Annotated in this window: 19 protein-coding genes and 1 pseudogene; 10 read left to right on the forward strand and 10 right to left on the reverse strand. The window is 67.9% G+C overall.

The genetic code is table 11. The features are described from left to right. Positions 1-14 precede the first annotated feature (14 nt). From scpA to ACFX59_RS03215, 7 genes are all read right to left on the reverse strand, one after another. Positions 15-2,270 carry a methylmalonyl-CoA mutase gene (gene scpA / locus ACFX59_RS03185; RefSeq protein WP_387429552.1) on the reverse strand — a complete coding sequence of 752 codons (2,256 nt, stop codon included), beginning with the start codon at positions 2,268-2,270 and terminating at the stop codon, positions 15-17. 78 nt (positions 2,271-2,348) lie between these two features. Beyond that, positions 2,349-3,107 carry an enoyl-CoA hydratase-related protein gene (locus ACFX59_RS03190; RefSeq protein WP_387429642.1) on the reverse strand — a complete coding sequence of 253 codons (759 nt, stop codon included), beginning with the start codon at positions 3,105-3,107 and terminating at the stop codon, positions 2,349-2,351. Between the two features lie 8 nt (positions 3,108-3,115). Next, on the reverse strand, positions 3,116-3,535 hold the full coding sequence (gene mce / locus ACFX59_RS03195; RefSeq protein ID WP_387429555.1) for a methylmalonyl-CoA epimerase: 420 nt from the start codon (positions 3,533-3,535) through the stop codon (positions 3,116-3,118). A gap of 156 nt (positions 3,536-3,691) precedes the next feature. Continuing rightward, positions 3,692-5,218, reverse strand: coding sequence for an acyl-CoA carboxylase subunit beta (locus ACFX59_RS03200; protein ID WP_294236350.1), 1,527 nt, complete (start codon positions 5,216-5,218; stop codon positions 3,692-3,694). 363 nt (positions 5,219-5,581) lie between these two features. Next, on the reverse strand, positions 5,582-6,514 hold the full coding sequence (locus ACFX59_RS03205; protein WP_387429559.1) for a 50S ribosomal protein L11 methyltransferase: 933 nt from the start codon (positions 6,512-6,514) through the stop codon (positions 5,582-5,584). Beyond that, positions 6,504-7,199, reverse strand: a complete 696-nt coding sequence (locus ACFX59_RS03210) for an SDR family NAD(P)-dependent oxidoreductase (protein WP_387429562.1) — start codon at positions 7,197-7,199, stop codon at positions 6,504-6,506. Before ACFX59_RS03210 ends, ACFX59_RS03205 begins: the two co-directional genes overlap by 11 nt. A 44-nt stretch (positions 7,200-7,243) precedes the next feature. Further along, complete coding sequence (locus tag ACFX59_RS03215) at positions 7,244-8,590, reverse strand: methyl-accepting chemotaxis protein (protein WP_307104635.1); 1,347 nt, start codon at positions 8,588-8,590, stop codon at positions 7,244-7,246. 245 nt (positions 8,591-8,835) lie between these two features. On the opposite strand from ACFX59_RS03215, the gene sdhC reads away from it, so the two are divergent. The 6 genes from sdhC (at position 8,836) to ACFX59_RS03245 (ending at position 15,690) form a co-directional block, all read left to right on the forward strand. Continuing rightward, positions 8,836-9,246 (forward strand): succinate dehydrogenase, cytochrome b556 subunit, encoded by a 411-nt coding sequence (sdhC, locus tag ACFX59_RS03220; protein ID WP_307100800.1) that lies wholly within the window; start codon positions 8,836-8,838, stop codon positions 9,244-9,246. Further along, entirely contained in the window at positions 9,246-9,629 is a 384-nt protein-coding gene (gene sdhD / locus ACFX59_RS03225) for a succinate dehydrogenase, hydrophobic membrane anchor protein (RefSeq protein ID WP_306998429.1), read from the forward strand. The genes sdhC and sdhD overlap by 1 nt, the downstream gene beginning before the upstream one ends. Further along, positions 9,629-11,437, forward strand: coding sequence for a succinate dehydrogenase flavoprotein subunit (sdhA, locus tag ACFX59_RS03230; protein ID WP_387429567.1), 1,809 nt, complete (start codon positions 9,629-9,631; stop codon positions 11,435-11,437). The genes sdhD and sdhA overlap by 1 nt, the downstream gene beginning before the upstream one ends. A 289-nt stretch (positions 11,438-11,726) precedes the next feature. Beyond that, positions 11,727-12,500 carry a trehalose-phosphatase gene (gene otsB / locus ACFX59_RS03235; RefSeq protein WP_387429570.1) on the forward strand — a complete coding sequence of 258 codons (774 nt, stop codon included), beginning with the start codon at positions 11,727-11,729 and terminating at the stop codon, positions 12,498-12,500. Beyond that, on the forward strand, positions 12,497-14,278 hold the full coding sequence (locus tag ACFX59_RS03240; RefSeq protein WP_307100809.1) for a glycoside hydrolase family 15 protein: 1,782 nt from the start codon (positions 12,497-12,499) through the stop codon (positions 14,276-14,278). The genes otsB and ACFX59_RS03240 overlap by 4 nt, the downstream gene beginning before the upstream one ends. After that, the gene (locus tag ACFX59_RS03245; RefSeq protein ID WP_387429574.1) at positions 14,275-15,690 is read left to right on the forward strand and encodes a trehalose-6-phosphate synthase; all 1,416 of its coding nucleotides are present in this window, start codon (positions 14,275-14,277) and stop codon (positions 15,688-15,690) included. The genes ACFX59_RS03240 and ACFX59_RS03245 overlap by 4 nt, the downstream gene beginning before the upstream one ends. A 329-nt stretch (positions 15,691-16,019) precedes the next feature. Here ACFX59_RS03245 and ACFX59_RS03250 read toward each other — a convergent pair. Continuing rightward, positions 16,020-16,769: pseudogene (locus ACFX59_RS03250) on the reverse strand (mechanosensitive ion channel family protein); the annotation flags it as partial. 208 nt (positions 16,770-16,977) lie between these two features. Beyond that, positions 16,978-17,667 (reverse strand): hypothetical protein, encoded by a 690-nt coding sequence (locus ACFX59_RS03255; protein WP_387429577.1) that lies wholly within the window; start codon positions 17,665-17,667, stop codon positions 16,978-16,980. 131 nt (positions 17,668-17,798) lie between these two features. On the opposite strand from ACFX59_RS03255, the gene ACFX59_RS03260 reads away from it, so the two are divergent. The 4 genes from ACFX59_RS03260 (at position 17,799) to ACFX59_RS03275 (ending at position 22,796) form a co-directional block, all read left to right on the forward strand. Further along, entirely contained in the window at positions 17,799-18,467 is a 669-nt protein-coding gene (locus ACFX59_RS03260) for a response regulator (protein WP_387429579.1), read from the forward strand. 2 nt (positions 18,468-18,469) lie between these two features. Next, entirely contained in the window at positions 18,470-19,837 is a 1,368-nt protein-coding gene (locus ACFX59_RS03265; RefSeq protein ID WP_387429581.1) for a sensor histidine kinase, read from the forward strand. A gap of 13 nt (positions 19,838-19,850) precedes the next feature. Further along, positions 19,851-21,446, forward strand: a complete 1,596-nt coding sequence (gene treF / locus ACFX59_RS03270) for an alpha,alpha-trehalase TreF (RefSeq protein WP_387429644.1) — start codon at positions 19,851-19,853, stop codon at positions 21,444-21,446. A gap of 66 nt (positions 21,447-21,512) precedes the next feature. Next, on the forward strand, positions 21,513-22,796 hold the full coding sequence (locus ACFX59_RS03275; protein ID WP_387429583.1) for an Hsp70 family protein: 1,284 nt from the start codon (positions 21,513-21,515) through the stop codon (positions 22,794-22,796). A 101-nt stretch (positions 22,797-22,897) separates the two neighbouring features. On the opposite strand, the gene ACFX59_RS03280 is transcribed toward ACFX59_RS03275, so the two are convergent. Then, positions 22,898-25,285 carry a TonB-dependent receptor gene (locus tag ACFX59_RS03280; protein WP_387429585.1) on the reverse strand — a complete coding sequence of 796 codons (2,388 nt, stop codon included), beginning with the start codon at positions 25,283-25,285 and terminating at the stop codon, positions 22,898-22,900. Positions 25,286-25,504: the final 219 nt, after the last annotated feature.

The following is a 25,504-nucleotide window of genomic DNA, read 5'->3' on the forward strand; positions in this document are numbered from 1 at the left end:
CACGTGTCGTCCTGTCATTCGCCCGTTTCCGGCGGCATGTTATGGCCCAGCAGCCTCAGCACATCCTCGGCCGCCTTCACAAGATTGGTGCCGGGGCCGAAAATCGCCTGCACCCCGGCATCGTAGAGCGCCTGATAATCCTGCGCGGGAATAACGCCACCCGCGATGACCTTGATATCGGCGCGGCCCGCGTTGCGAAGATGGCCGATCAGTTCGGGGATCAGCGTCTTGTGGCCCGCCGCCAGGCTGGAGGCGCCGACGACATCGACATCGCGGTTGAGCGCGACCTGCGCGGCTTCCTCCGGCGTCTGGAACAGCGCGCCGGGCACAACCTCGAACCCCAGATCACCGAACATCGAGGAGACGAGGTTCGCGCCCCGATCATGCCCGTCCTGGCCCATCTTGGCGACGAACAACCGGGGGCGGCGGCCCAGGCGGCGCTCGACCGTCTCGACGCCGCGGATCAGGCGGGCCCAGCGTTCGTCCTCGCCGTAAGCGCCGCCGTACACGCCGGAGACCGGAGTCGGCTGGGTGCCGTAGCGGCCAAAGGCGTCCTCCAACGCGGCGGAAATCTCGCCCAAAGTCGCCCGCGCCCGTGCCGCCTCGACGGCGAGCGCGAGGAGGTTCGACCCCATTCCTCCCCCGGCGGGGGAGGTGGCATCGCAAAGCGATGACGGAGGGGTGTCGACGCTCGAGAGGGATGACACCCCTCCGTCAGCGGCTGACGCCGCTGCCACCTCCCCTTGCAGGGGAGGAATTTTGGCGGCGTCACGCAACGCATCGAGCGCCGAGCGGCACGCCGCCTCATCGCGCGCGGCCTTCACCGCCGTGATCCGCGCGACCTGGGCCCCGCGCACCGCATGATTGTCGATGTCGAGGATCTCGACCGGCGCCTCGTCGGCCAGCCGGTATGTGTTGACCCCGACGATCACATCCTCGCCCCGGTCGACCCTGGCGGCGCGGGCGGCGGACGCCTCCTCGATCATCGCCTTGGGCCAGCCCGCCGCGACCGCTTTCGCCATGCCGCCCTCGGCCTCGATCCGCTCGATCAGTTCCCAGGCGCCGTCGACCAGGCTCTGGGTCAGGCTCTCGACATAGTAACTGCCGCCGAGCGGATCGACGACCTTCGTCATCCCCGTTTCCTCCTGCAACACGATCTGCGTGTTGCGTGCGATCCGGGCGGAAAAGTCGGTGGGCAGCGCGATCGCCTCGTCCAGCGCATTGGTGTGAAGCGACTGGGTGCCGCCCAGCATCGCCGCCATCGCCTCGATGGTGGTGCGGATGACGTTGTTATACGGGTCCTGCTCGGTCAGCGACACGCCCGATGTCTGGCAATGGGTGCGCAGCATCTTGGAGCGCTCGTCCTTCGCGCCCAGCTGCGTCATCGCCCGGTGCCACAGCACGCGCGCCGCACGCAACTTGGCGACCTCCATGAAGAAGTTCATGCCGATCGCGAAGAAGAAGGACAGGCGGCCCGCAAACTTATCGATGTCGAGGCCCGAGGCCACGCCGTATTTCACATATTCCATGCCGTCGGCGATGGTGAAGGCCAGCTCCTGGAGCTGCGTCGCCCCGGCCTCCTGCATGTGATAGCCCGAGATCGAGATGCTGTTGAACTTCGGCATCTCGGCGGATGTATAGGCGAAGATGTCCGAGATGATCCGCATGCTCGGTTCGGGCGGATAGATATAGGTGTTGCGGACCATGAACTCCTTGAGGATGTCGTTCTGGATGGTCCCTTCCAGCTTGGAGCGGTGAACCCCCTGTTCCTCGGCCGCGACGATGAAGAAGGCCAGCACCGGGATCACCGCGCCGTTCATCGTCATGCTGACCGACATGGCATCGAGCGGAATGCCGTCGAACAGGATCTTCATATCCTCGACCGTGTCGATCGCGACGCCAGCCTTGCCCACGTCGCCCGTCACGCGGCTGTGGTCGCTGTCATAGCCCCGGTGGGTGGCCAGGTCGAAGGCGACCGACAGTCCCTTCTGCCCCGCCGCCAGGTTGCGGCGATAGAAGGCGTTCGATTCCTCGGCGGTCGAGAAGCCCGCATATTGCCGGATCGTCCAGGGGCGCCCCGCATACATGCTCGCCCGCACGCCCCGCGTGAACGGCGCAAAGCCCGGCAGGCCGGGGTCTTCCCGCACGTCGGCGGCGGTGTAGAGCGGCTTGACCGTAATCCCCTCGGGCGTCTGCCAGTCGAGGTCGCGCCCCTTCACCTCACGCGCGGCAAGGGCTTCCCAGTCTGACAGGTCAGGGCGTTCGGCCATCGGCCACTCCTCATCCATTCGTTACGCGCGCTACTTATTTTCTTTCACTAGAGCGAAATCATCATACGCGCGCAAGTCTTACCGCCCGAGGAACCGCGGCGGGCGCTTCTCGAAAAACGCCCGGCCGCCTTCCTCTCCGTCCAGTGACGCGCGGGCTCTCCGCTGGTCCTGTGCTTCCCGCGCGAGTGCTGCGGCATAGTCGCTCTCGAACCCGGCATGGAGCGCCCGGCGCATCAGGCCCAGCGCCACGCTCGGCCCCGCCGCCAGCCGTTCGGCCAGCGCCCAGGCCTCGGCATCGAGCGCATCGTCGGCGACGACCTTGTGGACCATACCCCAGTCGAGCGCCTTGGCCGCCCCCACCCGCTCGCCCAGCATCATCATCTCGGCGGCGCGGGCGCGGCCGATCAGGCGCGGCAGCATCCAGCTCGCCCCGCCATCGGAGACCATCCCGATATTGACGAAGGCGTGGAGGAAATAGGCGCTTTCGCTGGCGACGCAGAAATCGGCGGCGAGCGCCAGGCTGCACCCGATCCCTGCCGCCGCGCCGCGCACCGCGCTGACCACCGGGATGGGCAGGTCGGCGAGCGCCAGCATCACGGGGTTGTAATGGTCGACCAGCGCGCGGTGGACGGTGTCGGGGCCGACATCGCCGCCCGATATGTCCGCACCCGAGCAGAAGGCGCGCCCCTCGCCCGCGATCAGTATCGCGCGGGCGTCGCCCCTCTCCGCCAGCGCCGCCCGGATCGCATCGAACAGCGCGGGCGGCGCGGCATTCAGCCGATCGGGCCGGTCGAGCGTCAGGGCCAGAACGTCCCCCCGGCGCTCGGTGCGCAGCATGGCCTCGCTCAATGCCCCTCCTCCGGCGTTTCCATTAGTTCGACCAGCACGCCACCCATGTCGCGCGGGTGAAGGAAGACGACGGGCGTGCCATGCGCACCGATGCGCGGCTGGCCCAGCAGCGTCGCCCCCTTGGCCTGCAACGCGGCGACGGCGGCGGCCATGTCGGCGACCTCGAAGCACAGATGATGCTGGCCGCCCGCCGGGTTCTTCTTCAGGAAGTTGGCGATGGGGGAGGTTTCGTCTAGTGGCTGGATGAGCTCGATCTGCGTGTTGGGCGCATCGATGAAGCACACCCGCACGCCCTGCGGGGGCAGATCGAAGGGCGTGCCGATCGCGTCTGCGCCGAGAAGATGGCGATAGGTTTCGACCGTCTTCTCGATCAACGGCGTGGCGATGCCGATATGGTTGAGGCGGCCGAGGGTCATGCGCGCCTCCAGCCGGTTTGCAACTGGACAGCGCCAGCCCTCCCCCGCCCCCTCCCGCCTGCGGGAGGGGAGAGGCTTGGAGCGAGCGTGGTCCGCAAGCACGCCCCTCCCGCAGGCGGGAGGGGATGGGGGAGGGCTCCCCCCCTCGCGACCATCTCAGAGCGGCAGGTTGTCATGCTTCTTCCACGGGTTGGCCAGGTCCTTGTTGCGCAGCTTGCGCAGGCCCAGCGCGATGCGGCGGCGGGTGGAATGCGGCTGGATCACCTCGTCGACAAAGCCCTTCGACGCCGCCACGAACGGGTTGGCGAAGCGCGCCTCATATTCGGCGGTGCGCTCGGCGATCTCCTCGGGGGTGCGCCCCCGGAAGATGATCTCGACCGCGCCCTTGGCCCCCATCACCGCAATCTCGGCGGTCGGCCAGGCATAGTTGAGGTCGCCGCGCAAATGCTTGGACGCCATCACATCGTAGGCACCGCCATAGGCTTTCCGCGTGATGACGGTGATCTTCGGGACCGTCGCCTCGGCATAGGCGAAGAGCAGTTTCGCGCCATGCTTGATGATGCCGTTATGCTCCTGCGCGGTGCCGGGCAGGAAGCCGGGCACGTCGACAAAGGTCACGATCGGAATCTCGAACGCGTCGCAGAAGCGCACGAACCGCGCCGCCTTGCGACTGGCATTGATGTCGAGAACCCCCGCCAGCACCATCGGCTGGTTGGCGACGAAGCCGACCGTGCGCCCCTCGATCCGGCCGAAGCCGGTGATGATATTGGCGCCGTGCGCGGGTTGGACCTCGAAGAAATCGCCTTCGTCCACGACCTTGGCGATCAGCTCGTGCATGTCATAGGGCTGGTTGGCCGAAGCGGGGATCAGCGTGTCGAGGCTCTCCTCGATGCGGTCCCACGCATCCGCCGTCGGCCGCTCGGGTACGCCCTCGCGGTTGTTGGCGGGCAGGAAGTCGATGAAGTCGCGCGCCGCCAGCAGCGCCTCGATATCATCCTCGAACGCGACGTCGGCGACGCCGGTCTTGGTGGTGTGGGTCACCGCGCCGCCCAGCGCTTCCTGGGTCACCACCTCGTTGGTCACCGTTTTCACCACATCGGGACCGGTAACGAACATGTAGCTCGAATCCTTCACCATGAAGATGAAGTCGGTCATCGCCGGGCTATAGACCGCGCCGCCCGCGCAGGGGCCCATGATGAGCGAAAGCTGCGGGACCACGCCGCTGGCCAGCACATTGCGCTGGAACACCTCGGCATAACCGCCCAGCGACGCCACGCCCTCCTGGATGCGCGCGCCGCCGCTATCGTTGAGGCCGATGACGGGCGCGCCGACCTTCATCGCCATGTCCATGATCTTGCAGATCTTCTGGGCATGACGTTCGGACAGCGAGCCGCCAAAGACGGTGAAGTCCTGGCTGAAGACGAACACCAGCCGCCCGTTGATCGTGCCCGAACCCGTCACCACGCCGTCGCCGGGGACGATCTGTTCGGTCATGCCGAAGTCGGTGCAGTTATGCTCGACGAACATATCGAGCTCCTCGAAGCTCCCTTCGTCCAGCAGCACGTCGAGCCGCTCGCGCGCGGTCAGCTTGCCCTTGGCGTGCTGCGCGGCGACGCGCTTCTCGCCACCACCGGCCCGCGCGGCGGCGCGGCGGCGTTCCAGTTCGACCATCGTCGATGCCATGACCTCTCCTTGGGTTCTTTGCGCAGGCTTATGCCCGAGAGGCCGGGGGGATGGCAAATGCTCTGGCTTACGTTTTCGTAAGGGGGGAGGTTAGCGAACATCAGAGACCATGGCGTGTCGCCTTCCCTCCCCCAGCCCCTCCCGCCTGCGGGAGGGGAGAAGAAGAGGGATTCAATCGCGATATTCGCTCCCCCTCCCGCAGGCGGGAGGGGGTTGGGGGGAGGGTTGGAGTCTCACAGAGACCGTCGCCTGTGGCCTGCCCTCCCCCAACCCAGCTTCAGGTAAACGATGCGCCGCATCGTTTAGGTCATGCCGGGGGCATGACCGACCTGAAACTCGCTTGCGGGAGGGGAGTAGATAGGGTCAGATATCCAGCGCCCAACCATCCCGCCCCTTGGGGTCGAACGGCCCGCTCGGCACGAACCGCTCAGCCCCTGCCCGCAACCGCAACACGCTCCAGTCGCCGCGCCGGTCGACCGTCTCCAGCGCGCAGCCGCACGCTTCATAGGCCGCGACCACGTCCGCCCGCTGCGTCTCCAGCAACCCCGCCAGCACCAGCGTCGCCTCCGGCCCCGCGATCGCCGCCAGTTCCGGCGCCATCGAGATCAGCGGCCCGGCCAGGATATTGGCGACGACCAGGTCATAGGGCGCCCCCGCCATGATCGGATCGGCCAGCGCCCCATCGGCGACGATCAGCGCGACCCCGTCGACGCCGTTGATCGCGGCATTCTCGGCGGTCACGTCGATCGCGATCGGATCGATATCGGTCGCCACGACCTTCGCCTCGGGCCAGAGGTGCCGCGCGGCGAAGGCGAGCAGCCCGGTGCCGGTGCCCACGTCGATGGCGTTCGCCACCCGCTCGCCCGCCATGGCGTCGAGCATGGCCAGGCAACCGCTGGTCGTCTCATGATGCCCGGTGCCGAAGGCGCGGCCCGCCGGGATGTGGAAACCGCGCAGCCCCTCGGGCACCGCCTCGTCGCCGGTGTGGACGAAGAACCGCCCGACCGCCAGCGGCGCCAGCCCCGCCTGGCTGATCGTCACCCAGTCCTGCGCGGGCACATGCTCGACCGTGGCGGGGTGGTCGCCCGCGCTCGGCACCAGCGCGCGGATCGCGGCGATGGTGGCGGCATCGGGCTCCGCCTCGAAATAGGCGTCGAGCCGCCAATGCTCGCGGTCGTCCTCCACCTCCTCGGTGGTCATGATGACCGCCTCGATCGCCAGATCGTCGGCCGCGTCGATCGCCTCCGCCTCGTCGCGGGTGCAGGGCAGGGTCAGCTTCCAGCTGTCAGCGGACATAGCTTGCTCCATTGATGTCGAGGACCGCGCCGGTCATCGAAGGCGGCGCATCGGTGCACAGGAAACGGACGGTCGCGGCGACTTCCTCGGGCGAGGCGACGCGGCCGAGCGGGATGTCGGCGAGCAGCTTGTCCCCGCCCCGGCTGGCCAGATAGTCGTCGGCCATGCCGGTCATCGTGAAGCCGGGGCAGACGGCAAAGGCCAGGATGCCTTGCGCGGCATAGCCCCGCGCGATCGTCTTGGTCATCGCGACCATGCCGCCCTTGGACGCGGCATAATGCCAATGGGCGGGCGAGTCGCCGCGATAGGCGGCGCGGCTGGCGATGTTGACGATCCGGCCGCCCTGCCCCCGCGCCTGCCAGTGCAGCACCGCCAGACGGCAGAGTTCGGCCGAGGCGGTCAGGTTGACCTGCATCGTCCGCGCCCAGCTGTCCGACCAATCGTCGGCGTCGAGCGGGCTGGCCTCGAAGATGCCGGCATTGTTGACCAGCACATCGATCGCCCCGCCCGCTTGTTCCAGCGCCGCGGCCCAGAGGCGGGCGGGCGCGCCCTCCTCCGACAGATTCACGGCGATGCCGCTGCGCGTGCCATGCCCCAGCACGCGCGTTTCGGGCAGATCGCCCAGGGTCGATGCGATGGCCGCGCCGATGCCTCGGCTGCTTCCGGTTACCAGGATCGTCGTCATGCCGTGCCCGTGCCGGGCGCATGCGGGCGCGTCAACAGGGTCGATTAGGCGGCGACGCGCACCACGAACTGGCTGGCGCTGGCCTTCAGGTCGCCCAGCTGGCTGTCGAGATGATCGAAGCCGCGTCCGACCCGGTCGATCTCCTGCGCGACGCTTTCGGTATCCTCGCGGATCGCGGCGATGGTGTGCGACATCGAATCGGCCGCCAGCGCGGTTTCGTCGACGGCGGCGGTGATCGCGGTCACGGTCTGCGCCTGCGCCTCCATGGCGTGGCGGATATGCTCGGCCGAGGCCTGCAATTCGGTGACCGTCGCCTTGATCGAGGCGTTGGTCTCGACCGTGGAGCGGGTCGCGGCCTGGATCGCGGCGATCTTGGTGGCGATGTCGTCGGTCGCGCGCGCGGTCTGGCTGGCGAGGCTCTTGACCTCCTGCGCGACGACCGCGAAGCCGCGGCCCGCATCCCCGGCGCGCGCGGCCTCGATCGTGGCGTTCAGCGCCAGGAGATTGGTCTGGCCCGCAATGTCACGGATCAGGCCCAGGATCGATTCGATCGACTTGGCATGATCCGACAGCATCTCGGACATGCCGACCGCCTGGCCCGCCTGGTCGGCGGCGCGGTTGGCGACGTCGGCGGCCTGGTCAACCTCGGCCCGGGCATCCTCGATCGCGCGGATCAGGCCGGCGGCGGTCTGTGCCGCCTCACGCATCGCGACCGCCGACTGCTCGGCGGCGGCGGCGACCTCGCTCGACTTGCCCAGCATCCCGCGCGTCGAGAGCGAGGCGTCCTGCGCCTGGCGACGCAGATCCTGTCCCTCGACCGAGGCGTTTTCGACCACCGCGACGATGCCGTTGCGGAAATCCCCGGCGAGCCGCTCGCGCTCGCGATCGGCGCACCAATTCTCATAGCCCGAGAAGAGCTCGACGGTCAGTTCGGTTTCCATGCCGAACAGGCGGAGCAGCGTGTCGACCGCCACCGCCCGGCGCGGATCGTCGGCGGACATTTCCTCCATCAGGATCTTCAGCGCGGCCCGGTCGCTGGCGCAGGACATGGCCAGCGCGTCCATCGGCATGACGCCCGCGGCATAGGCCGAGGCCACCGAACGCCCCAGCGACTCCACCCAGTCGCGCCCCGACAGGTGGCAGAAGCGGTTGCGCAGATAGGCATTGCCCGTGACCCGGCGGCGTTCCTCGTCCAGCGGCGTCCAGTCGGGCTGTCCGGGATTGGCGGCGCGCCAATAATCCCAATAGGCATCGACGACCTCCTGCGCGCGCGGCTCGATCACCGGCCACAGCTCGGCGGCCTGCCGGATCAGCATGCCATCCCCCCCGTCAAAGGCCCGGATCCGCGCGTCGAGATCGATCGCGGCGGTGATGACCGTGGGCGGGGGCAGATCGGTCTTGGGCTGGGAATTCGGCTGGGACTTGGGCACGCAGGCTCCCCGTTTCAGGCACTTGGAATCGTTCGATGCGACCTTGCGTGAAAAGCGTTAAGGGCCGGTTAGCCGCGTTGCGCCCCTCCCCTGGCCGCCATCCCGCCCCGCAATCAATCTCGCCTCGCGACTTGCATCCTGTCGGCGTCTTCACCATAGGCGTATCCGCAAACCAGCCCGACTTTAGACTGTTCGAGGATCTGCCCTTGGCCGCCCGCAACACCGCACGCCCGCTCTCCCCGCATCTCCAGATCTGGAAATGGGGTCCCAACATGCTGGTCTCCATCCTGCACCGCGCCACCGGCACGGGCATGGCGACCGTGGGTGCGGCGCTTCTCGTCTGGTTCCTGGCGGCCGTCGCCGCGGGGCCGGAAAGCTATGCGACGTTCCGCGACGTCTTCACCGTCGAGTCGGGCAGGCTGAACATCATCGGCTATGTCGTCGGTATCGGCCTGACCGCCTGCCTGTTCCAGCACATGGCCAATGGCATCCGCCACCTGTTCATGGATGTCGGCGCGGGCTTCGAGCTGAAGTCGAACAAGCGTCAGGCGCAAGCCACCATCGTCTTCGCCGTCGTGATGACGGTGGCCTTCTGGCTCTATCTGGGGATCAAGTGATGCGTTCCGGAACCGCGATCGGCCGCGTGCGCGGCCTGGGCTCGGCCAAGTCGGGCACCCATCACTGGTTGAACCAGCGCCTGACGGCGGGCTCCAACTTCCTGCTGGTCGTCTGGCTGCTGATCTCGATCCTGCGCCAGCCGTCCTTCGACTATGCCTCGGTCCATCTGTGGCTGGCCAATCCCTGGGCCGCCATCCCGATGGCGATGCTGGTCGCCTCGATCTTCTATCATATGCGCCTGGGCCTGCAGGTCGTGATCGAGGATTATGAGCAGGACCAGAACCGGGTCGCGCTGCTCGTCGTCATGAACCTGTTCGTCTTCACGATCGCCGCCATCGCCATTTTCTCGATCCTCAAGATCGCCTTCGGAGCCGCTGCATAATGTCCGCTGCCGCTTACAAGATCATCGACCATACCTATGACGCCGTCGTCGTGGGTGCGGGCGGCTCGGGCCTGCGCGCCACCATGGGCATCGCCGAGGCCGGTCTGAAGACCGCCTGCATCACCAAGGTGTTCCCGACGCGCAGCCATACCGTGGCCGCCCAAGGCGGCATCGCCGCGTCGCTGGGCAATATGGGTCCGGATCACTGGACCTGGCACATGTACGACACCGTCAAGGGGTCGGACTGGCTGGGCGACCAGGACGCGATCGAATATCTGTGCCGCGAGGCGCCCGCCGCCGTGTACGAGCTGGAGCACGCAGGCGTGCCGTTCAGCCGCACCGAAGAGGGCAAGATCTATCAGCGCCCGTTCGGCGGCATGATGCAGAATATGGGCGAGGGCCCGCCCGCGCAGCGCACTTGCGCCGCCGCCGACCGTACCGGCCATGCCATGCTGCACGCGCTGTACCAGCAGTCGCTGAAGTATGACGCGGACTTCTTCATCGAATATTTCGCGCTCGACCTGATCATGGACGAGCAGGGCAATTGCCGGGGCGTGATCGCGTTGTGCATGGAAGACGGGTCGATCCACCGCTTCCGCGCGCACAATGTCGTGCTGGCGACCGGCGGCTATGGCCGCTGCTATTTCTCAGCCACCTCGGCGCACACCTGCACGGGTGACGGCGGCGGCATGGTGCTGCGTGCGGGCCTGCCGCTCCAGGACATGGAGTTCGTGCAGTTCCACCCGACCGGCATCTACGGCGCGGGCGTCCTCATCACCGAGGGTGCGCGCGGCGAAGGCGGCTACCTCACCAACTCCGAGGGCGAGCGCTTCATGGAGCGTTACGCGCCGTCGGCCAAGGACCTGGCCAGCCGCGACGTCGTGTCGCGTTCGATGGCGATGGAAATCCGCGAAGGGCGCGGCGTCGGCAAGGAGGGGGATCATATCTACCTCCATCTCGACCATATCGACCCGAAGGTCCTGGCCGAGCGCCTGCCCGGCATCACCGAAACCGGCAAGATCTTCGCCGGTGTCGACCTGACCCGCCAGCCGCTGCCCGTCACGCCGACCGTCCACTATAATATGGGCGGCATCCCGACGAACTATCATGGCGAAGTCGTCCGCCTGAAGGACGGCAACCCGGATTCGGTCGTCCCCGGCCTGTTCGCGGTCGGCGAAGCGGCCTGCGTGTCGGTGCACGGCGCGAACCGCCTGGGCTCCAACTCGCTGATCGACCTTGTCGTGTTCGGCCGTGCAACTGGCCTGCGCATCAAGGACACGCTGAAGCCCGGCACGCCGCACGCGCCACTGCCCAAGGGGTCGGAAGAGCTGGCGCTGGGTCGCCTGGATCACTTCCGCAACGCCGCCGGTGGCTCGACCACCGCGCAGGTGCGCAGCGAGATGCAGAAGACGATGCAGCGCCACTGCGCCGTGTTCCGCACCGACGAGCTGCTGACCGAAGGCCGCCAGATGATCCGCGCCACCTATGACCGGATGAAGGACATCGGGATCAAGGATCGCTCGCTGATCTGGAACACCGATCTGGTCGAGACGCTGGAGCTGGACAACCTGATCAGCCAGGCGGTCGTGACGATGGAGTCGGCGCTGAACCGCAAGGAAAGCCGCGGCGCGCATGTGAACGAGGACTTCCCCGAGCGCGACGACGCCAACTGGATGAAGCACACCGTCGCGACGTTCGACGGCTGGGGTGGCCAGGGCGGCGGCGTCGCGATCGACTATCGCCCGGTCCACGACTACACGCTGACCGACGATATCGAGTATATCAAGCCGAAGAAGCGGGTCTACTAAGGCCAGGTTTTACGGTTCGGGATGAAGGGGCTGGCGAGCGATCGCCGGCCCTTTTTTGTTTTCGGATCGCTCATCGCAGCGTCCTCTTCTTACTCCCCTCCCGCAGGCGGGAGGGGTTGGGGGAGGGAAAGCCCCAAGCGATGTCGCCCGTGGAGAGAGCCCTCCCCCCATCCCCCTCCCGCCTGCGGGAGGGGGAGCGCCCAGCCGCGCGCGATATACTCCATCCGACCTTCCGTAATCATTTCGCATGCGCAGCGGAACGCGAGCGGCGGGGATGGGTTCACTCGGCATGTCCGCATCCGCTATGCTTTCGTCCATGCTGGCCGACCTCGCCCCGCCCCCGCCCCGCCTGTCCGCCGAGGACAGCCTGTTCCTCGACTTCGACGGCACCCTCGTCGACTTGGCCGACAATCCCGAGGGGGTGCATGTCAGCACCGCGCTCGCCGACCGGCTGGATGCGCTGGCCGCGCATATGCCCGGCCGTCTCGCCATCGTCAGCGGCCGCTCGATCGCGCAGCTCGATGCGCTGTTCGGCCTGCAGGCGCAGCATTTCACGCTGGCGGGCAGCCACGGCGCCGAGCGCCGCAGCCCCGAGGACGGCCATAGCCGTCCCGAAAAGCCCGACCATCTCGCCACCGCGACCGAGGAAATGCGCGCCGTCGCCGAGGCGAACGATCTGTATTTCGAGACCAAGAGCTTCGGCGCGGGGCTGCATTATCGCCGCAATCCGCAGGCCGAACCGCTCGCCTTGCGCGAAGCCGCCGCCATCGCCGAGCGCCATGGCCTGACCCTGCAACCCGGCAAGATGATGGTGGAAATCCGCCTGCCCGGCGACAAGGGCCAGGCGATCGAGACCTTGATGGAAAGGCCCGCCATGCGTGGCACCATCCCGATCTTCTTCGGCGACGACGTGACCGACGAGGATGGTTTCGCGGCCGCCGCCGCACTTGGGGGTGCCGGGGTGCTGGTCGGCCCGATGCGCGAAACCGCCGCGCGCTATCGCCTGCCCGATGTCGCCGCCGTCCACTCATGGCTCGCCCAAGCGCTGGAGAATGCCGAATGACGCAACAGGATCTGAATCTCTGGCCGATCGGCAATTGCCAGGTTTCCGCGCTGATCGACTCGACGGGGCGGTTCGTCTGGGGTTGCGTGCCGCGCGTCGATGGCGACCCGGCCTTTTGCGCGCTACTGGGCGATGGCGAGCCGGAGACGGGCTATTGGGCGATCGAGCTGGAGGACCGGGTCTCGACCACGCAGGGCTATCTGCGCAACACGCCGATCCTGGTCACCACGCACATGGATGACCGGGGCAACGGCATCGAGATCACCGATTTCTGCCCGCGTTTCTCGCGCGAGGGCCGCGTCTATCGCCCGACCAGCTATGTGCGGATCGTGCGGCCGATCGGCAGCCCCCGCATCCGCATCGCGCTTCGCGTCGCAACCGACTGGGGCACTCCGACCGAGCGGACGCAAGGGTCCAACCATATCCGCTATCTGATGACGCAGCAGACGCTGCGCCTGACCACCGACGCGCCGGTCGGCCATATCGCCGCCGAGCAATGGTTCCGCCTCGAGCGCCCCATCCACATGTTCCTCGGCCCGGACGAGAGCTTCGCGGGCGTGCTGAGCGAGGCCAGCCGCGCGATGTTGGAGCGCACCACCCATGAATGGCATCACTGGGTGCGCGGCCTTGCCACGCCCGTCGAGTGGCAGGCGGTCGTCATCCGCGCCGCGATCACGCTGAAGCTGTGCCAGCATGAGGAAACCGGCGCGATCGTCGCCGCGCTGACCACCTCTTTGCCCGAACATGCCGATTCGGGGCGCAACTGGGACTATCGCTACTGCTGGATCAGGGACGCCTATTACACGGTGCAGGCGCTCAACCGGCTGGGTGCGCTCGACGTGCTGGAGGGGTATCTCGAATATCTCCGCAATATCGTCGATGCCGCGCGGGGCGGGCATATCCAGCCGCTCTACGGCGTCGGCGGTGAAGCGACCCTGGTTGAGCGGATCGAGACCAAGCTCCCCGGCTATCGCGCCATGGGCCCGGTCCGCGTCGGCAACCAGGCCTATGAGCAGATCCAGCACGACGCGTACGGCCAGATCGTGCTGTCCGATGTGCAGGCCTTTTTCGACACCCGCCTGTTCCGCATGTCGGGGGTCGAGGATTTCCACTCGCTGGAACGCGTCGGCGAGCGCGCCTGGGCCAAGTACGACCAGCCGGATGCGGGGCTGTGGGAGCTGCGCACCAAGAGCCACGTCCACACCTATTCCGCCGCCATGTGCTGGGCGGCGTGCGACCGGCTGGCCAATGCCGCACAGGCGCTGGGGCTGGAGGAGCGCCGCGCCTTCTGGCAGGAGCGCGCCGACCTGATGCGCGAGACGATCGAGCAGGCGGCGTGGCGTCCCGAGACGCAGCGCATGTCGGCGACCTTCGGTGGCGACGATCTGGACGCCAGCATCATCCAGCTGCTCGACCTGCGCTTCCTGTCGCCCGACGATCCCCGTTTCCGCTCGACGCTCGACGCGGTGGAAAAGGGCCTGCGCCGGGGCAGCCATATGTTGCGCTATGCGACCGAGGATGACTTCGGCCTGCCCCATACCGCGTTCAACGTTTGCACCTTCTGGCTGATTGAAGCGTTATATGTGACCGGGCGTCATGCCGACGCCCGCGCGCTGTTCGAGGAGATGGTGGCGCGCTGCACCCCCGCCGGGCTTCTGTCCGAGGATATCGACCCGAATACGGGCGAGCTGTGGGGGAATTATCCGCAAACCTATTCGCTGGTCGGCCTGATCAACTGCGCCGTCCTGCTGAGTAAACCATGGAGTGCCGTGCGATGAGTCGCCTGATCGTCATCTCGAACCGGGTCCAGCCGCCCACCACCGGGCCGGGCGGAAATCAGGGCGGGCTGGCGGTTGCACTTCTCGCCGCGCTGCGCGAACAGGGCGGCATCTGGTTCGGCTGGTCGGGGGAGACCACCGAAGAGTTTAGCGGCCATATCAACTTCCAGCAGGGCGGCGGCGTCACCACCGCGACCATCGACCTGGAAGAACAGGATATCGACGAATATTATAACGGTTACGCCAACCGGACGCTGTGGCCGCTCTTCCACTATCGCATCGACCTGACCGAGTTCGAGCGCGACTTCGACTCCGGCTATGCCCGCGTCAACGAGCGGTTCGCCGAGACGGTGCAGCCGCTGATCGAGCCCGACGATCTGGTCTGGGTCCATGACTATCACCTGATCCCGCTGGGCCGCGATCTGCGCAAGCGGGGGTTCAAGAACCGGATCGGCTTCTTCCTCCACATCCCCTGGCCGCCGGTGCGGCTGCTGATGTCGCTGCCCAGCCATCGCAAGCTGGTGGAATCGCTGTTCGCCTATGACGTGGTGGGCTTTCACACCGAGGACTGGCTCGACAGCTTCCGCGACTATGTGACCAAGGAACTGGGCGGCACGCTGGGCAAGAATGGCGCGGTCACGTGGAACGGCAAGACCATCCAGGCGATCCGCGCACCGATCGGCATCGAGACCAAGGAGTTCGAGGAAGCCGCCAGCGGCCACGACGCCCGCTTCGCGCGCGAACGCATGTATATGTCGGCGACCGGTCGCAGCCTGATCGTCGGCGTCGACCGGCTCGATTATTCCAAGGGGCTGGCCGAGCGTTTCCTGGGCTACGAACGCTTCCTGGCGCAGAATCCGGAACGGCGCGCGCTGGTCTATATGCTCCAGATCGCACCGCCCAGCCGCGAGAAGGTCAACACCTATCAGGAGATCCGCGCCAATCTCGATGCGCTGTCGGGGCGGATCAACGGCGAATATGCCGATATCGACTGGGTGCCGATCCGCTACGTCAACAAGGGGTTTCCGCGGCCCGTGCTGGCGGGCATCTATCGCGCGGCGCGGATCGGGCTGGTGACGCCCTTGCGCGACGGGATGAACCTGGTCGCCAAGGAGTATGTCGCCGCGCAGGACCCGGACGATCCCGGCGTGCTGATCCTGTCGCGCTTCGCAGGCGCGGCCGAGCAGCTGAAAGACGCGGTCCTCATCAATCCCTACAGCGCCGAGGAAATGTCCGACGCCATCGTCCAGGCGCTGGCCATGCCGCGCGACGAACGCATCCGGCGCTGGGAAAGCCTGATCGACAATGTCCGGCGCGAAGACGTGTTCTGGTGGTGCGAACTGTTCCTGGCCGCGCTGCGCGGGGATGGGGTGAAGGACGAAGCGAAGGCGATCGAGGCGGCGGCCCACTGATCCTCCCCGGCACGGGGAGGAATGGAATGCTCCAATCGCCGCCGGGGCAATGCCTCCGGCATCTCCTGCCGGATATATTCCAGCAGCCCCTCGCGTATCTCGCAGCGCAGGTCGAAGGCGATCGCCGCATCCCGCGCGGTCATCAGCCCGCGCACCTCGATCGAATCGGGCTTCACATCCGTCACCTGCATGTTGAAGAACCGCCGGTCCCAGCGCGTGCTCGCCTCGACCAGTTCGCCCATTTTCTGGCGCAACCGGGGAATGTCCGCCGCCGGGTCGAGATACCAGAAGACAGACCCCAGCAGCTGGCTGGTCTCGCGCGTCCAGTTCTGGAAGCTGTTCTCCAGGAACTTGGCGACCGGCACGACCAGCCGCCGTTCGTCCCAGATGCGCACCACGACGAAGGTCAGGTGAATCTGTTCGATCCGCCCCCATTCATTATCGATGATGACCACGTCGTCGAGGCGGATCGGCTCGGTAAAGGCCATCTGCACGCCCGCGATCAGGTTCTTGAGCGCGGGCTGCGCGGCGGCACCGACGACGAGCCCTGCGATACCCGCCGAGGCCATCAGCGTGACGCCGATGGTGCGGATGCCGGGTACGCTGAGCAGCATCAGGCAGACGGTCAGGAACACGATCAGGAAGATGCCGATCCGCCCCAATATCTGTGCCCGCGTCCGCTTGCGCCGCGCACGCAGATTATCCTCAACGCTGATGTCGGCGCGCAGGTAGACGACGCCCTGCAGCGCGCGCAGCCCCGCCACCGCAAGCCAGCCGAGAAGCGCGGGCACGCAGAACCCCAGCGCCTGCCGCCATATCTCGCGCCCGTCGCTGGACATCGGGACCAGCCGCATCGCGAAGCTGACCGCGATGGCGATCGCGACCCAGCGCAAGGGCTGGCGGATATGCTCGAGGACCAGATCGTCGCTCTGGCTGGCGGTCCGCCGCGCGGCATGCCCCGCGATCCGCATCGCGACACTGTGGACCAGCACCGCGATCAGGATCGCGACCGCAATGATCGTCACATGTTGAAGCCACAGCCATTCGGCCGGAATGTCGAGCGATCGAAGCCAGCGCATGGGGTGCTAAAGGGTCAAGGGGGCGAAGGTTCCTTTTGATTGCCGGATTCCCATGGCCTTCGACTTCGCTCAGGCGGAACGGAGTGAGGGCGGAACCAAACTCCCAACCTCCGTTCAGCCTGAGCGAAGTCGAAGGCCACGCCCCACCCCTACCCCACACGAAAACGCCCCCCGGCCAAAGCCGGAGGGCATCCTCGTCAAACCCCGATCACCGCGCCGGGCGGACCGCCCCCGTGGGGGCGGGAGCCGGAGCCCCGGCGGGCGGCGGGGGCGGCGGTACGGGGGTGCCCTGCGGGGCCTGGCCGTTCACCGGCGGCGGCGGAGGCGGGGGCACCGCACCCGGCACCCCCGGACCACCCGGTGCGCAGCCACCCGGCGGCGGGGGCGGAGGAGCACCGGGGCCACCCGGCGCACCCGGACCGCCGGGGGGCGGCGGAGGCGGCGGGCCATCGCCACGCGGGCCACCAGGGCCGCCGGGACCGCGCGGACCTCCCGGCGGGGGCGGGGGCGGGCCGACCGGGGTCACCGTCCCTTGCGGATTGACCAGATACTGGGCGTGCATCAGCCCGTCGTCATAGCGGCCCTGCACCATCACGTTGCTGCCGACCACCGGCATCGCGTCACGGTTGCTGGCGACCATCGCCCGGCCGGTGGCGTCCTGCACCACGAAGCGGTCGCCAAAGACCTCGGCCACCCGCCCCTTGGCGGTGACGATGCCGCTGGTCGAGGCCAGCTTGGCGATCGGCGTCGGAATGGTCGGCGCCATGGTGACGGTCGGCCGGGTCATCGAGACGGCGGCGGCACCGCCGCCCGCGCCCAGCGTGATCAGGGCCGCTGCGGCGACCGCCAGCGGGGCCTTGCCTTGCAGCCGGGGAGTCGGGAAATTCCATCGAGACATGCTGTCCTCCTTGGTTGATGTCCCGCTTTTAGGTGATTCGCCCCGATGCCCGCTGAACCACGCGGTTCAGATTGGGTTTAAGCAATCGGCCGATAGCCGGGGTCGGTCGGGGACAAGAGGGAAAGGGGATCATGCGTATCCTGTTGGTCGAGGATGACGCCGCTTTGGGCCCCGCCATCGCGCGCGCGCTGCGGGCCGAGCATTGCGCGGTCGACCTGTTCGCCAGCGGCGTCGATGCGGGCCATGCGGGCGACACCGAAATCTATGACGCCGCCGTGCTCGACCTCGGCCTGCCCGATGGCGACGGCATGACCCTGCTCCGCCAGTGGCGCGAGGCGGGGCGGGCCCTGCCCGTGCTGATCCTGACCGCGCGCGACGGCTGGTCGGACAAGGTGGCGGGGTTCAAGGCGGGGGCGGACGATTATTTAACCAAGCCCTTCCGCGTCGAGGAACTGGTGATGCGGCTGCGCGCGCTGGTCCGCCGCTCGGCGGGCCACGCCCAGCCGCGCCTGACCTGCGGCCCCCTGTCCTTCGACAGCCAGACCGGGCAGTTCGAGCTGGACGGCCTGCCGCTGAAGCTGACCGCGTTCGAATGGCGCGTCCTGTCCGCGCTGATGCTGCGCAAGGAGGCGGTCATCCCCCGGCTGGAACTGCTCGAGCGGATCTATGAGGGCGATGCCGATGTCGATTCCAACAGCCTGGAGGTGATCGTCGGGCGGTTGCGCAAGAAGGTCGGCGCGGCGCTGATCGAGACGGTGCGCGGGCTGGGCTATCGCCTGACCGCCGGTGAGGCCGCATGAGGATGCCGCGTTCGATCCATGGCCGGATGATCGTCATCTCGGGCACCGCGATCCTCGCCGCGCTGCTGCTCGCGGGTTGGGCGCTGACCAGCGCGCTGGAGGGGATCGTGACGCACGGGCTGGACCAGCGGCTCGATTCGGAGATCGCCGTCCTCGCCGCCGCGATCGGGCCGGACGGACGGGTCGACCGCGCGCGCATCGCCGATCGTCGCGGGCTGCTGGAGCCCGAGCCGGGCTGGCGCTGGCGGATCATGGGGCCTGACGGCACGCTAGGATCGGGCGATTTCCCGCCACTCGTCACGCCGCATCCCCCCGGCCCCGGCCCCGGCCCCGGCCCGGACGAAGCCGGTCGTTCCCCCGCCCCGCCGCCACCGGGCCCCGCCATCCAGGGCCCCCGCCCCGCCGAGGGTCGGACCGAACAGGGCGTGCGCGTCCATGCCCGGCAGATCGCCATCCCCTCCTCGCGCGGGCCCGTGACGATCACCGCCGCCGCCCCGCGCGCGGTCGTCGCACAGCCGATCCGCGCCGCGCTGGTCCCGTTGCTGGCGATGCTGGCCGGGCTGGGGGTGTTGCTGGCGGCGGCGAGCCTGATCCAGCTGCGGCTGGGGCTGCGTCCGTTGCGGCGGCTGCGCGATCAGGTGGCGGCGATCCGGGGCGGGACGCTGAGCCAGGTCGATGAGGACCAGCCCGCCGAGCTTCGCCCGCTCGCGGTCGAACTCAACGCGATGGCCGCCGATAGCGAGCGCGCGCTGGCCACCGCGCGCGCCTCCGCCGCCAATCTGGCGCATGCGCTCAAGACGCCGGTCGCCACGCTGGCGCTCGATCTGGCGGGTGATCCGCCCCGCGCGGCGCAGGTCGCGCGGATCGATGCCACCATTCGCCATCACCTCGCGCGGGCGCGGGTCCAGAACGGGGCGGTACGCGCCGCGACGGCGCTCGCCCCCGCGATCCGCGACCTGACCCATGCGATCGGGCGGCTCCATGCCGATCGCGGCATCGCCCTGTCCGCCGACATGGCGGACGATCTGGCGGTGGCGATGGACGCGCAGGATCTGGACGAGGTCGCGGGCAATCTGATCGACAATGCCGCCCGCCATGCCCGCACCCGCGTCCTGATCGCGGCGTGGGCGGAGGAACGACAGATCCGCCTGACCGTGTCGGACGACGGCCCCGGCATCGCCGAGGCGGATCGGATTCGCGCGACCCAGGCGGGGGCGCGGCTGGACGAGCGGGGCGACGGGCATGGCTTCGGCCTGTCGATCGCGCGCGAACTGGCCGAGCTTCATGGCGGGCGACTGATCCTCGACGAAGCGACGGGGGGCGGGCTGGCCGCCACCGTACTGCTGCCCCGCGCCGCCCGCACCGCCTAGACAGGAGAGCATGATGATCCCCCGCCCCGCCCGCCTCCGCCCGATATGCCTGCTCCCCATGTTGGCCCTGCTGCTTCAGGCGCAAACGCCGGTTCCGGTCGCGCCGCCCTCGCCCGCCGACATTTATGGCCCACTATTCGCCGCCGTTCAGGAGGCGCAGGTCTTTCCCGACGGCAAGACCTTCGCCGATGCGGTGCCGCGCGAAGCGCCGCAGGCGATCCTGGCCGCCTATGCGCGTGAGAAGCCGGTGGACAAGGCGGCGCTGGCGGCTTTCGTCCACCGCCATTTCTCGGTGCGCGGCGACGAGGCAAAGGCCCGCCCGCCGCTGCGCGCGCGCATCCGCGACCTGTGGCCCGTGCTGGGCCGCGCGCCCTTCGCCGCGACGCCGGGCTCCTCCGCGCTGGGGCTGAACCGCGGCTATATCGTGCCCGGCGACCGGTTTCAGGAAATCTATTACTGGGACAGCTATTTCACGATGCTGGGGCTGAAGGCCGATGGCCAGGCGCCGCTGGTCGAGGCGATGCTCAACAATTTCGTCGATCTGGTCGAGCGATACGGCCATGTCCCGAACGGAACGCGCAGCTATTATCTCAGCCGCTCGCAGCCGCCATTCCTGGCGCTGATGATGGACCTGTCCGACGATCGCGACCCGGCGCTGGCGAAGCGGCGGCTGGCGGCGCTGATCCGCGAGCATGACTATTGGATGGCGGGGGCGGGCTGTCTGGATGCCAGCGGTGCCTGCAGGCATGTTGTGCGGATGCCCGATGGCAGCCTGCTGAACCGTTATTGGGACGCGCGCGATACGCCGCGCGACGAGAGCTGGCGCGAGGATCGCGCAACCGCCGCCAGGGCCGCGCCCCGCCCCGCCGCGATCGTGCAGCGCGACCTGCGCGCGGCGGCGGAGTCGGGCTGGGACTTCAGCTCGCGCTGGCTGGGCGACCCGATGCGGCTGGAAACGATCCGCACCACCGATATCGTACCTGTCGACCTCAACAGCCTGTTGTGGATCGGTGAAACCCGCATCGCCGCGCGGGCCAGGGCCGCCGGGGACGACGCGACCGCGCAGCGTTTCGCCGCCATGGCGATGCGGCGAAAGGCGGCGATCGACCGCTATCTCTGGGTCGCCGGGGAACGGCGCTTCGCCGATTGGGACCGGGTGGCCCGGCGCCCGACGGCGGCACGCACCGCCGCCTCGCTCTTCCCGCTGTTCGCCGGGCTGGCGAGTGCCGAGCAGGCGCGCGCGGTCGCCGAATCCACCCGCGCTACGCTGGTCGGCGAGGGTGGGCTGCGCACCACCAATATCCGGTCGGGCCAGCAATGGGATGCCCCCAATGGCTGGGCGCCGCTGCAATGGATCGCGGTCGAGGGGCTGGGCCGCTATGGCGAACAGGCGCTGGCCAGGGACATTGCCCGCCGCTGGATCGCGACCGTCGCGCGGACCTATGCCGAGACGGGCAAGCTGCTGGAAAAATATGATGTCGAGGAACGGCGGCCCGGCGGCGGCGGGGAATATCCCACGCAGGACGGGTTCGGCTGGACCAACGGGGTCACGGCGGCGATGCTGGAGCGGTGGCCGGAACTGACCCCTTCGGATGGTGCGCCCCGATAAGGGGTTCGCGCGGAGGCGCGAACAAAAACTCTCCCCCCGCCCCGGACTTCGTGTAGCGGACCCCGCATGACCGACATTCCGCACACCGTCCTGGGCATCGACTTCGGCACCACCAACTCGGTCATCGCGCGTGCCCAGGGCGGGCAGTCGCATCTCGTCCCCCTCAAGGGGCCCAAGGACGCCGATCCGGTCTTCCGTTCGGCGCTGTGCTTCTGGGAGGATGACGGGATCGCGGTCGAGGCGGGGCCCTGGGCGATCGCCGAATATCTCGACTTTCCGGGTGGCAGCCGCTTCATCCAGTCGTTCAAGTCGGTCGCCGCCTCGCCCGTGTTCGAGCATGCGACGGTCTTCGACAAACGCTATCGCTTCGAGGAACTGGGTCGCACCTTTCTCGACCGGATGGCGGCGCATGGCGGCGGTGCCCTGGACGGCAAGGCGGCGCGGATCGTGGTCGGGCGGCCAGTGGAATATGCCGGGCACCGCCCCGACGAGGCGCTCGCACGCCAGCGTTACGACGCGATGTTCGCGCGGCTGGGGGCGGAGATCCACTATGTCTATGAACCGCTGGGCGCGGCGTTCAGCTATGCCTCGCGGATCACCGAGCCCGCGACCGTCTTGGTCGCCGATTTCGGCGGCGGCACCAGCGACTTTTCGATCGTCCGCATCGCCGCGCCCGGCGCCGAACGCCGCTGCGAGCCGCTGGGCCATGCCGGTGTCGGCATTGCGGGGGATCGGTTCGACCAGCGGCTGATCGATCACCTCGTCCTGCCGCTGCTGGGCGCGGGCGGCCAATATCGGTCGTTCGACAAGGTGCTGGAGATTCCGCGCGGCTATTTCGCCGATTTCGGCGACTGGTCGCGCCTGGCGCTGATGCGCAACCGCAAGACGCTGGCCGAGCTGGAGAAGCTGCGCCGCGCCGCGCTCGACCCGGAGGCGATCGGGCGGATGATCGCGATCATCGAGGAGGAGCAGGGATACCGGCTCTACGATGCGGTCGGCCGGGTGAAGCGCGACCTGTCGGCGGCGGAGGAGGCGCGGTTCCGGTTCGAGGGCGGCGGCCTGTCGATCGAGGCGGGTGTCAGCCGGAAGGATTTCGAAAGCTGGATCGCCCCCGATCTGGCGCGGATCGAACAGGCGGTCGACCGGGCGATGACGGCGGCGGCGACCGGGCCGGAGCGGATCGACCAAGTGTTCCTGACCGGCGGCACCTCGCTGATGCCCGCGATCCGGCGGATGTTCGAGATGCGCTTCGGCGAGGGCAAGATCGCGACCGGCGGCGAACTCACCTCGATCGCGCATGGTCTGGCGCTGATCGGCGAGCAGCCGGATATTGCCGCCTGGGCGGTGTAAAAGCCCCTCCCGCAAGCGATGCCCTCGGTGAGACTCCCTGCCCTCCCCCATCCCCTCCCGCCTGCGGGAGGGGAGCGGCTAGAGGCCAGGGCGGGGTTCTATCAGAACCCCTTCTTCAGCGTCACGAACCACTGGCGCGGCGCGCCCGCGAGCAGCGTCTGGTTGTCGCCGCTGGCGGTGAAGCCGTTGGTGCCGATGGTCGAGATATAGCGCTTGTCGGTCAGGTTGGTCACGCTGCCCTCGATCGAGAAGCCGCCCCAGGCCTCGGGCAAGCGATAGCCGATGCTGGCATCGACCAGAACGCGACCCGCCACCGACTGGTCGTTCAGATAGGTGAAGTAGCGCTTCGACATATAATCCGCGCCGACCCGGCCGAAGAACCGGCTGTCGTCATAGACCAGCTCGCCCTTGACCATGTTCTGCGGCGTGTCGACGACATAGCGGCCCTTTTCGGCCAGCAGGTTGCCCGAACCGTCGCGCACCGTCTGCTGATAGGTCGCATGATTGTACGAATAGCTGGCCAGCGCCGAGAAGGCGGGGGTCAGGCGGTAGAAGGCCGAAACCTCCGCGCCATAGCTTTCCACGCCGCCGACATTGTTCAGCGTCGGCGGAATGCCCTGGATCGCGGTGCCGACCGAATAGGTCAGCAGGCGGTCGGAAAAGTCGATATAATAGCCGACCGCCGACAGTTGCAGCCCGCCGGTGCGATAGCGCAGGCCCCCCTCGGCCGTCTTGGACTTTTCGGGGCGCACCGTGTTGGCGACCGCATTGAACGCCGCCTGGCTGATCGAGAAGGGCGGTGCGGTCGCGGCGGCGACGAAGGCGCGCATATTCTCGGTATAGCTGGCGAAGACCTCCGCCTGGTTGCCCAGGTGCAGCACCGCGCCGATCTGCGGCAGGAACCAGTCCTGGCTCTTGATCCGGCCGCGCGCCAGCGTGCCCGCCAGCACATTGGCCTGGTTGCGCACCCGCATCCCCTTCCAGCCGCCGTTGATGGTCAGCTGGCCGATGTCGAGCGTGTCGCCGACCGAATATTGCAGCGTCTCGGTGTCGTACTTGCCGTTCCACGCGGTCGACATCGGATTGCTCTGATAGTCCAGCGCGTTGCGGTTCGGCGTCGCGGTATCGGTCATGCCATAGAGGCGACGCGCCTGGTGCAGCGTGTTGCTCTCATACCAGCCGGTCAGCGCCAGCGTGTTGGCGCCGGTGGTCAGCGCCAGCTTGGCGATGGTCCCCGCGCGGTCGAGGCTATATTCGGTCGTGCGGAAGGACAGCGGCGCGGGGTTGGTGATCGGCGTGCCGTCGGCATTGGGCGCGCCCAGCGTGGTCGGGCTGTAGGGCGTGATCCACGACCCCTGTCCCTTGTTATGATGATAATAGCTGGTCGAGGTCAGCGACAGGCTGTCGGTCAGCTTGGCGTCGAAGGTCACGCCGCCCAGATAGTCGCGGCGCAGACCCGCCGCGTCGTAATAGCCGTCGTCCAGCGTGATGCCGCTCGGCAGGCCGATCCCGCCCCCGGCATAGGGCGCGGAAAAGCCGTTCAGCGATCCGTTCGCCTTCTGATAGGCCGCCGCCGCCGCGCCGTTGGTCGCCTGTTTGGCATAGAGGATCGCCAGCGGATAATTGTTGCTGATATTGTCGTTGAAATAGCCGCGACGCTTGATGATATCGAGGCTCAGGTCCTGATAGTCGTTCTCGCGACGGTCGGAGAAGTTGAAGAAGCCGGTGATCGAGCCGCGATCGCCGAAATCCTTGACGATCTTGGCATTGGCCTGATGCTGGCGCTGGCTGCCATAGCCCTTCCACTTGTCGGTGGTCAGATAGGCATAGCTCAGATAGCCCTTCAGCCCGCCGCCCAGGTCGCCGCTGTCGACACGAATGAAGGCGCGCGCGGTATCGTTGCTGCCATAGGTGCCCGACGCGGCGATCCCGGCCGTGTCCGACGGGGTGCGGCTGGTGAACTGGATGGTGCCGCCCAGATTGCTGGTCGAGGCGGTGCCCAGCGCGCCCGCGCCCTGCGCGACGCTGGTCGAGGCGATATTCTCCGAGATGATCGCGCGGCTGATGTGCAGGCCGTTGGTCGGGCCATAGCTCATATCGCCGAGCGGCACGCCATCGAGCGTGAAGCCCAGCTGGTTCTGGTTGAACCCGCGCAGCGAGATCTTGGTCGACCATTCATAGGCGCCGAAGGGATCGGCCGACTGGAAGTTCACGCCGGGCAGCTTGGAGATCGCCTTGAGCGGCGACGTGCCGGGGGTCAGCCGGTCGAGATCGGCGGCGGTGACGGTCTGGACCTGGCGGCTCTGACCGAAGCCCAGCACCACGACGTCACCCGAATTGCCCGACTGATCGGTATCGGTCGTGCTGGGGTCGGCGACCACCGGGTCGCTCGCCGTGCCGGTAACAGCGGCCTGCGCGGGCAACCCCTGCGCCGCGACGCCGGGTGCGATCAGCGCGACCGTCGCGACACCGACCAGATACTTCACCATGATGTTTCGCCCCCAAATGGCTCGTTAACCCAATGGAGCGGGCGCATGGGGCCGGCGCGTGACATCATGGCGACAGCGTAATGACCGGTTTGTGACGGCCTGCCGTTGTGGCTTTGCGGTCACGTACTTTTCCTCCCCTGCAAGGGGGAGTGTTTACCCCGGACTCTGCAGGCGTTTTCTGGCGAGGAATATGTCGAGGGTGATCTCGAGCATGTTTTG

This window comes from Sphingomonas sp. NCPPB 2930, from assembly GCF_042867205.1.
Lineage (GTDB): Bacteria > Pseudomonadota > Alphaproteobacteria > Sphingomonadales > Sphingomonadaceae > Sphingomonas.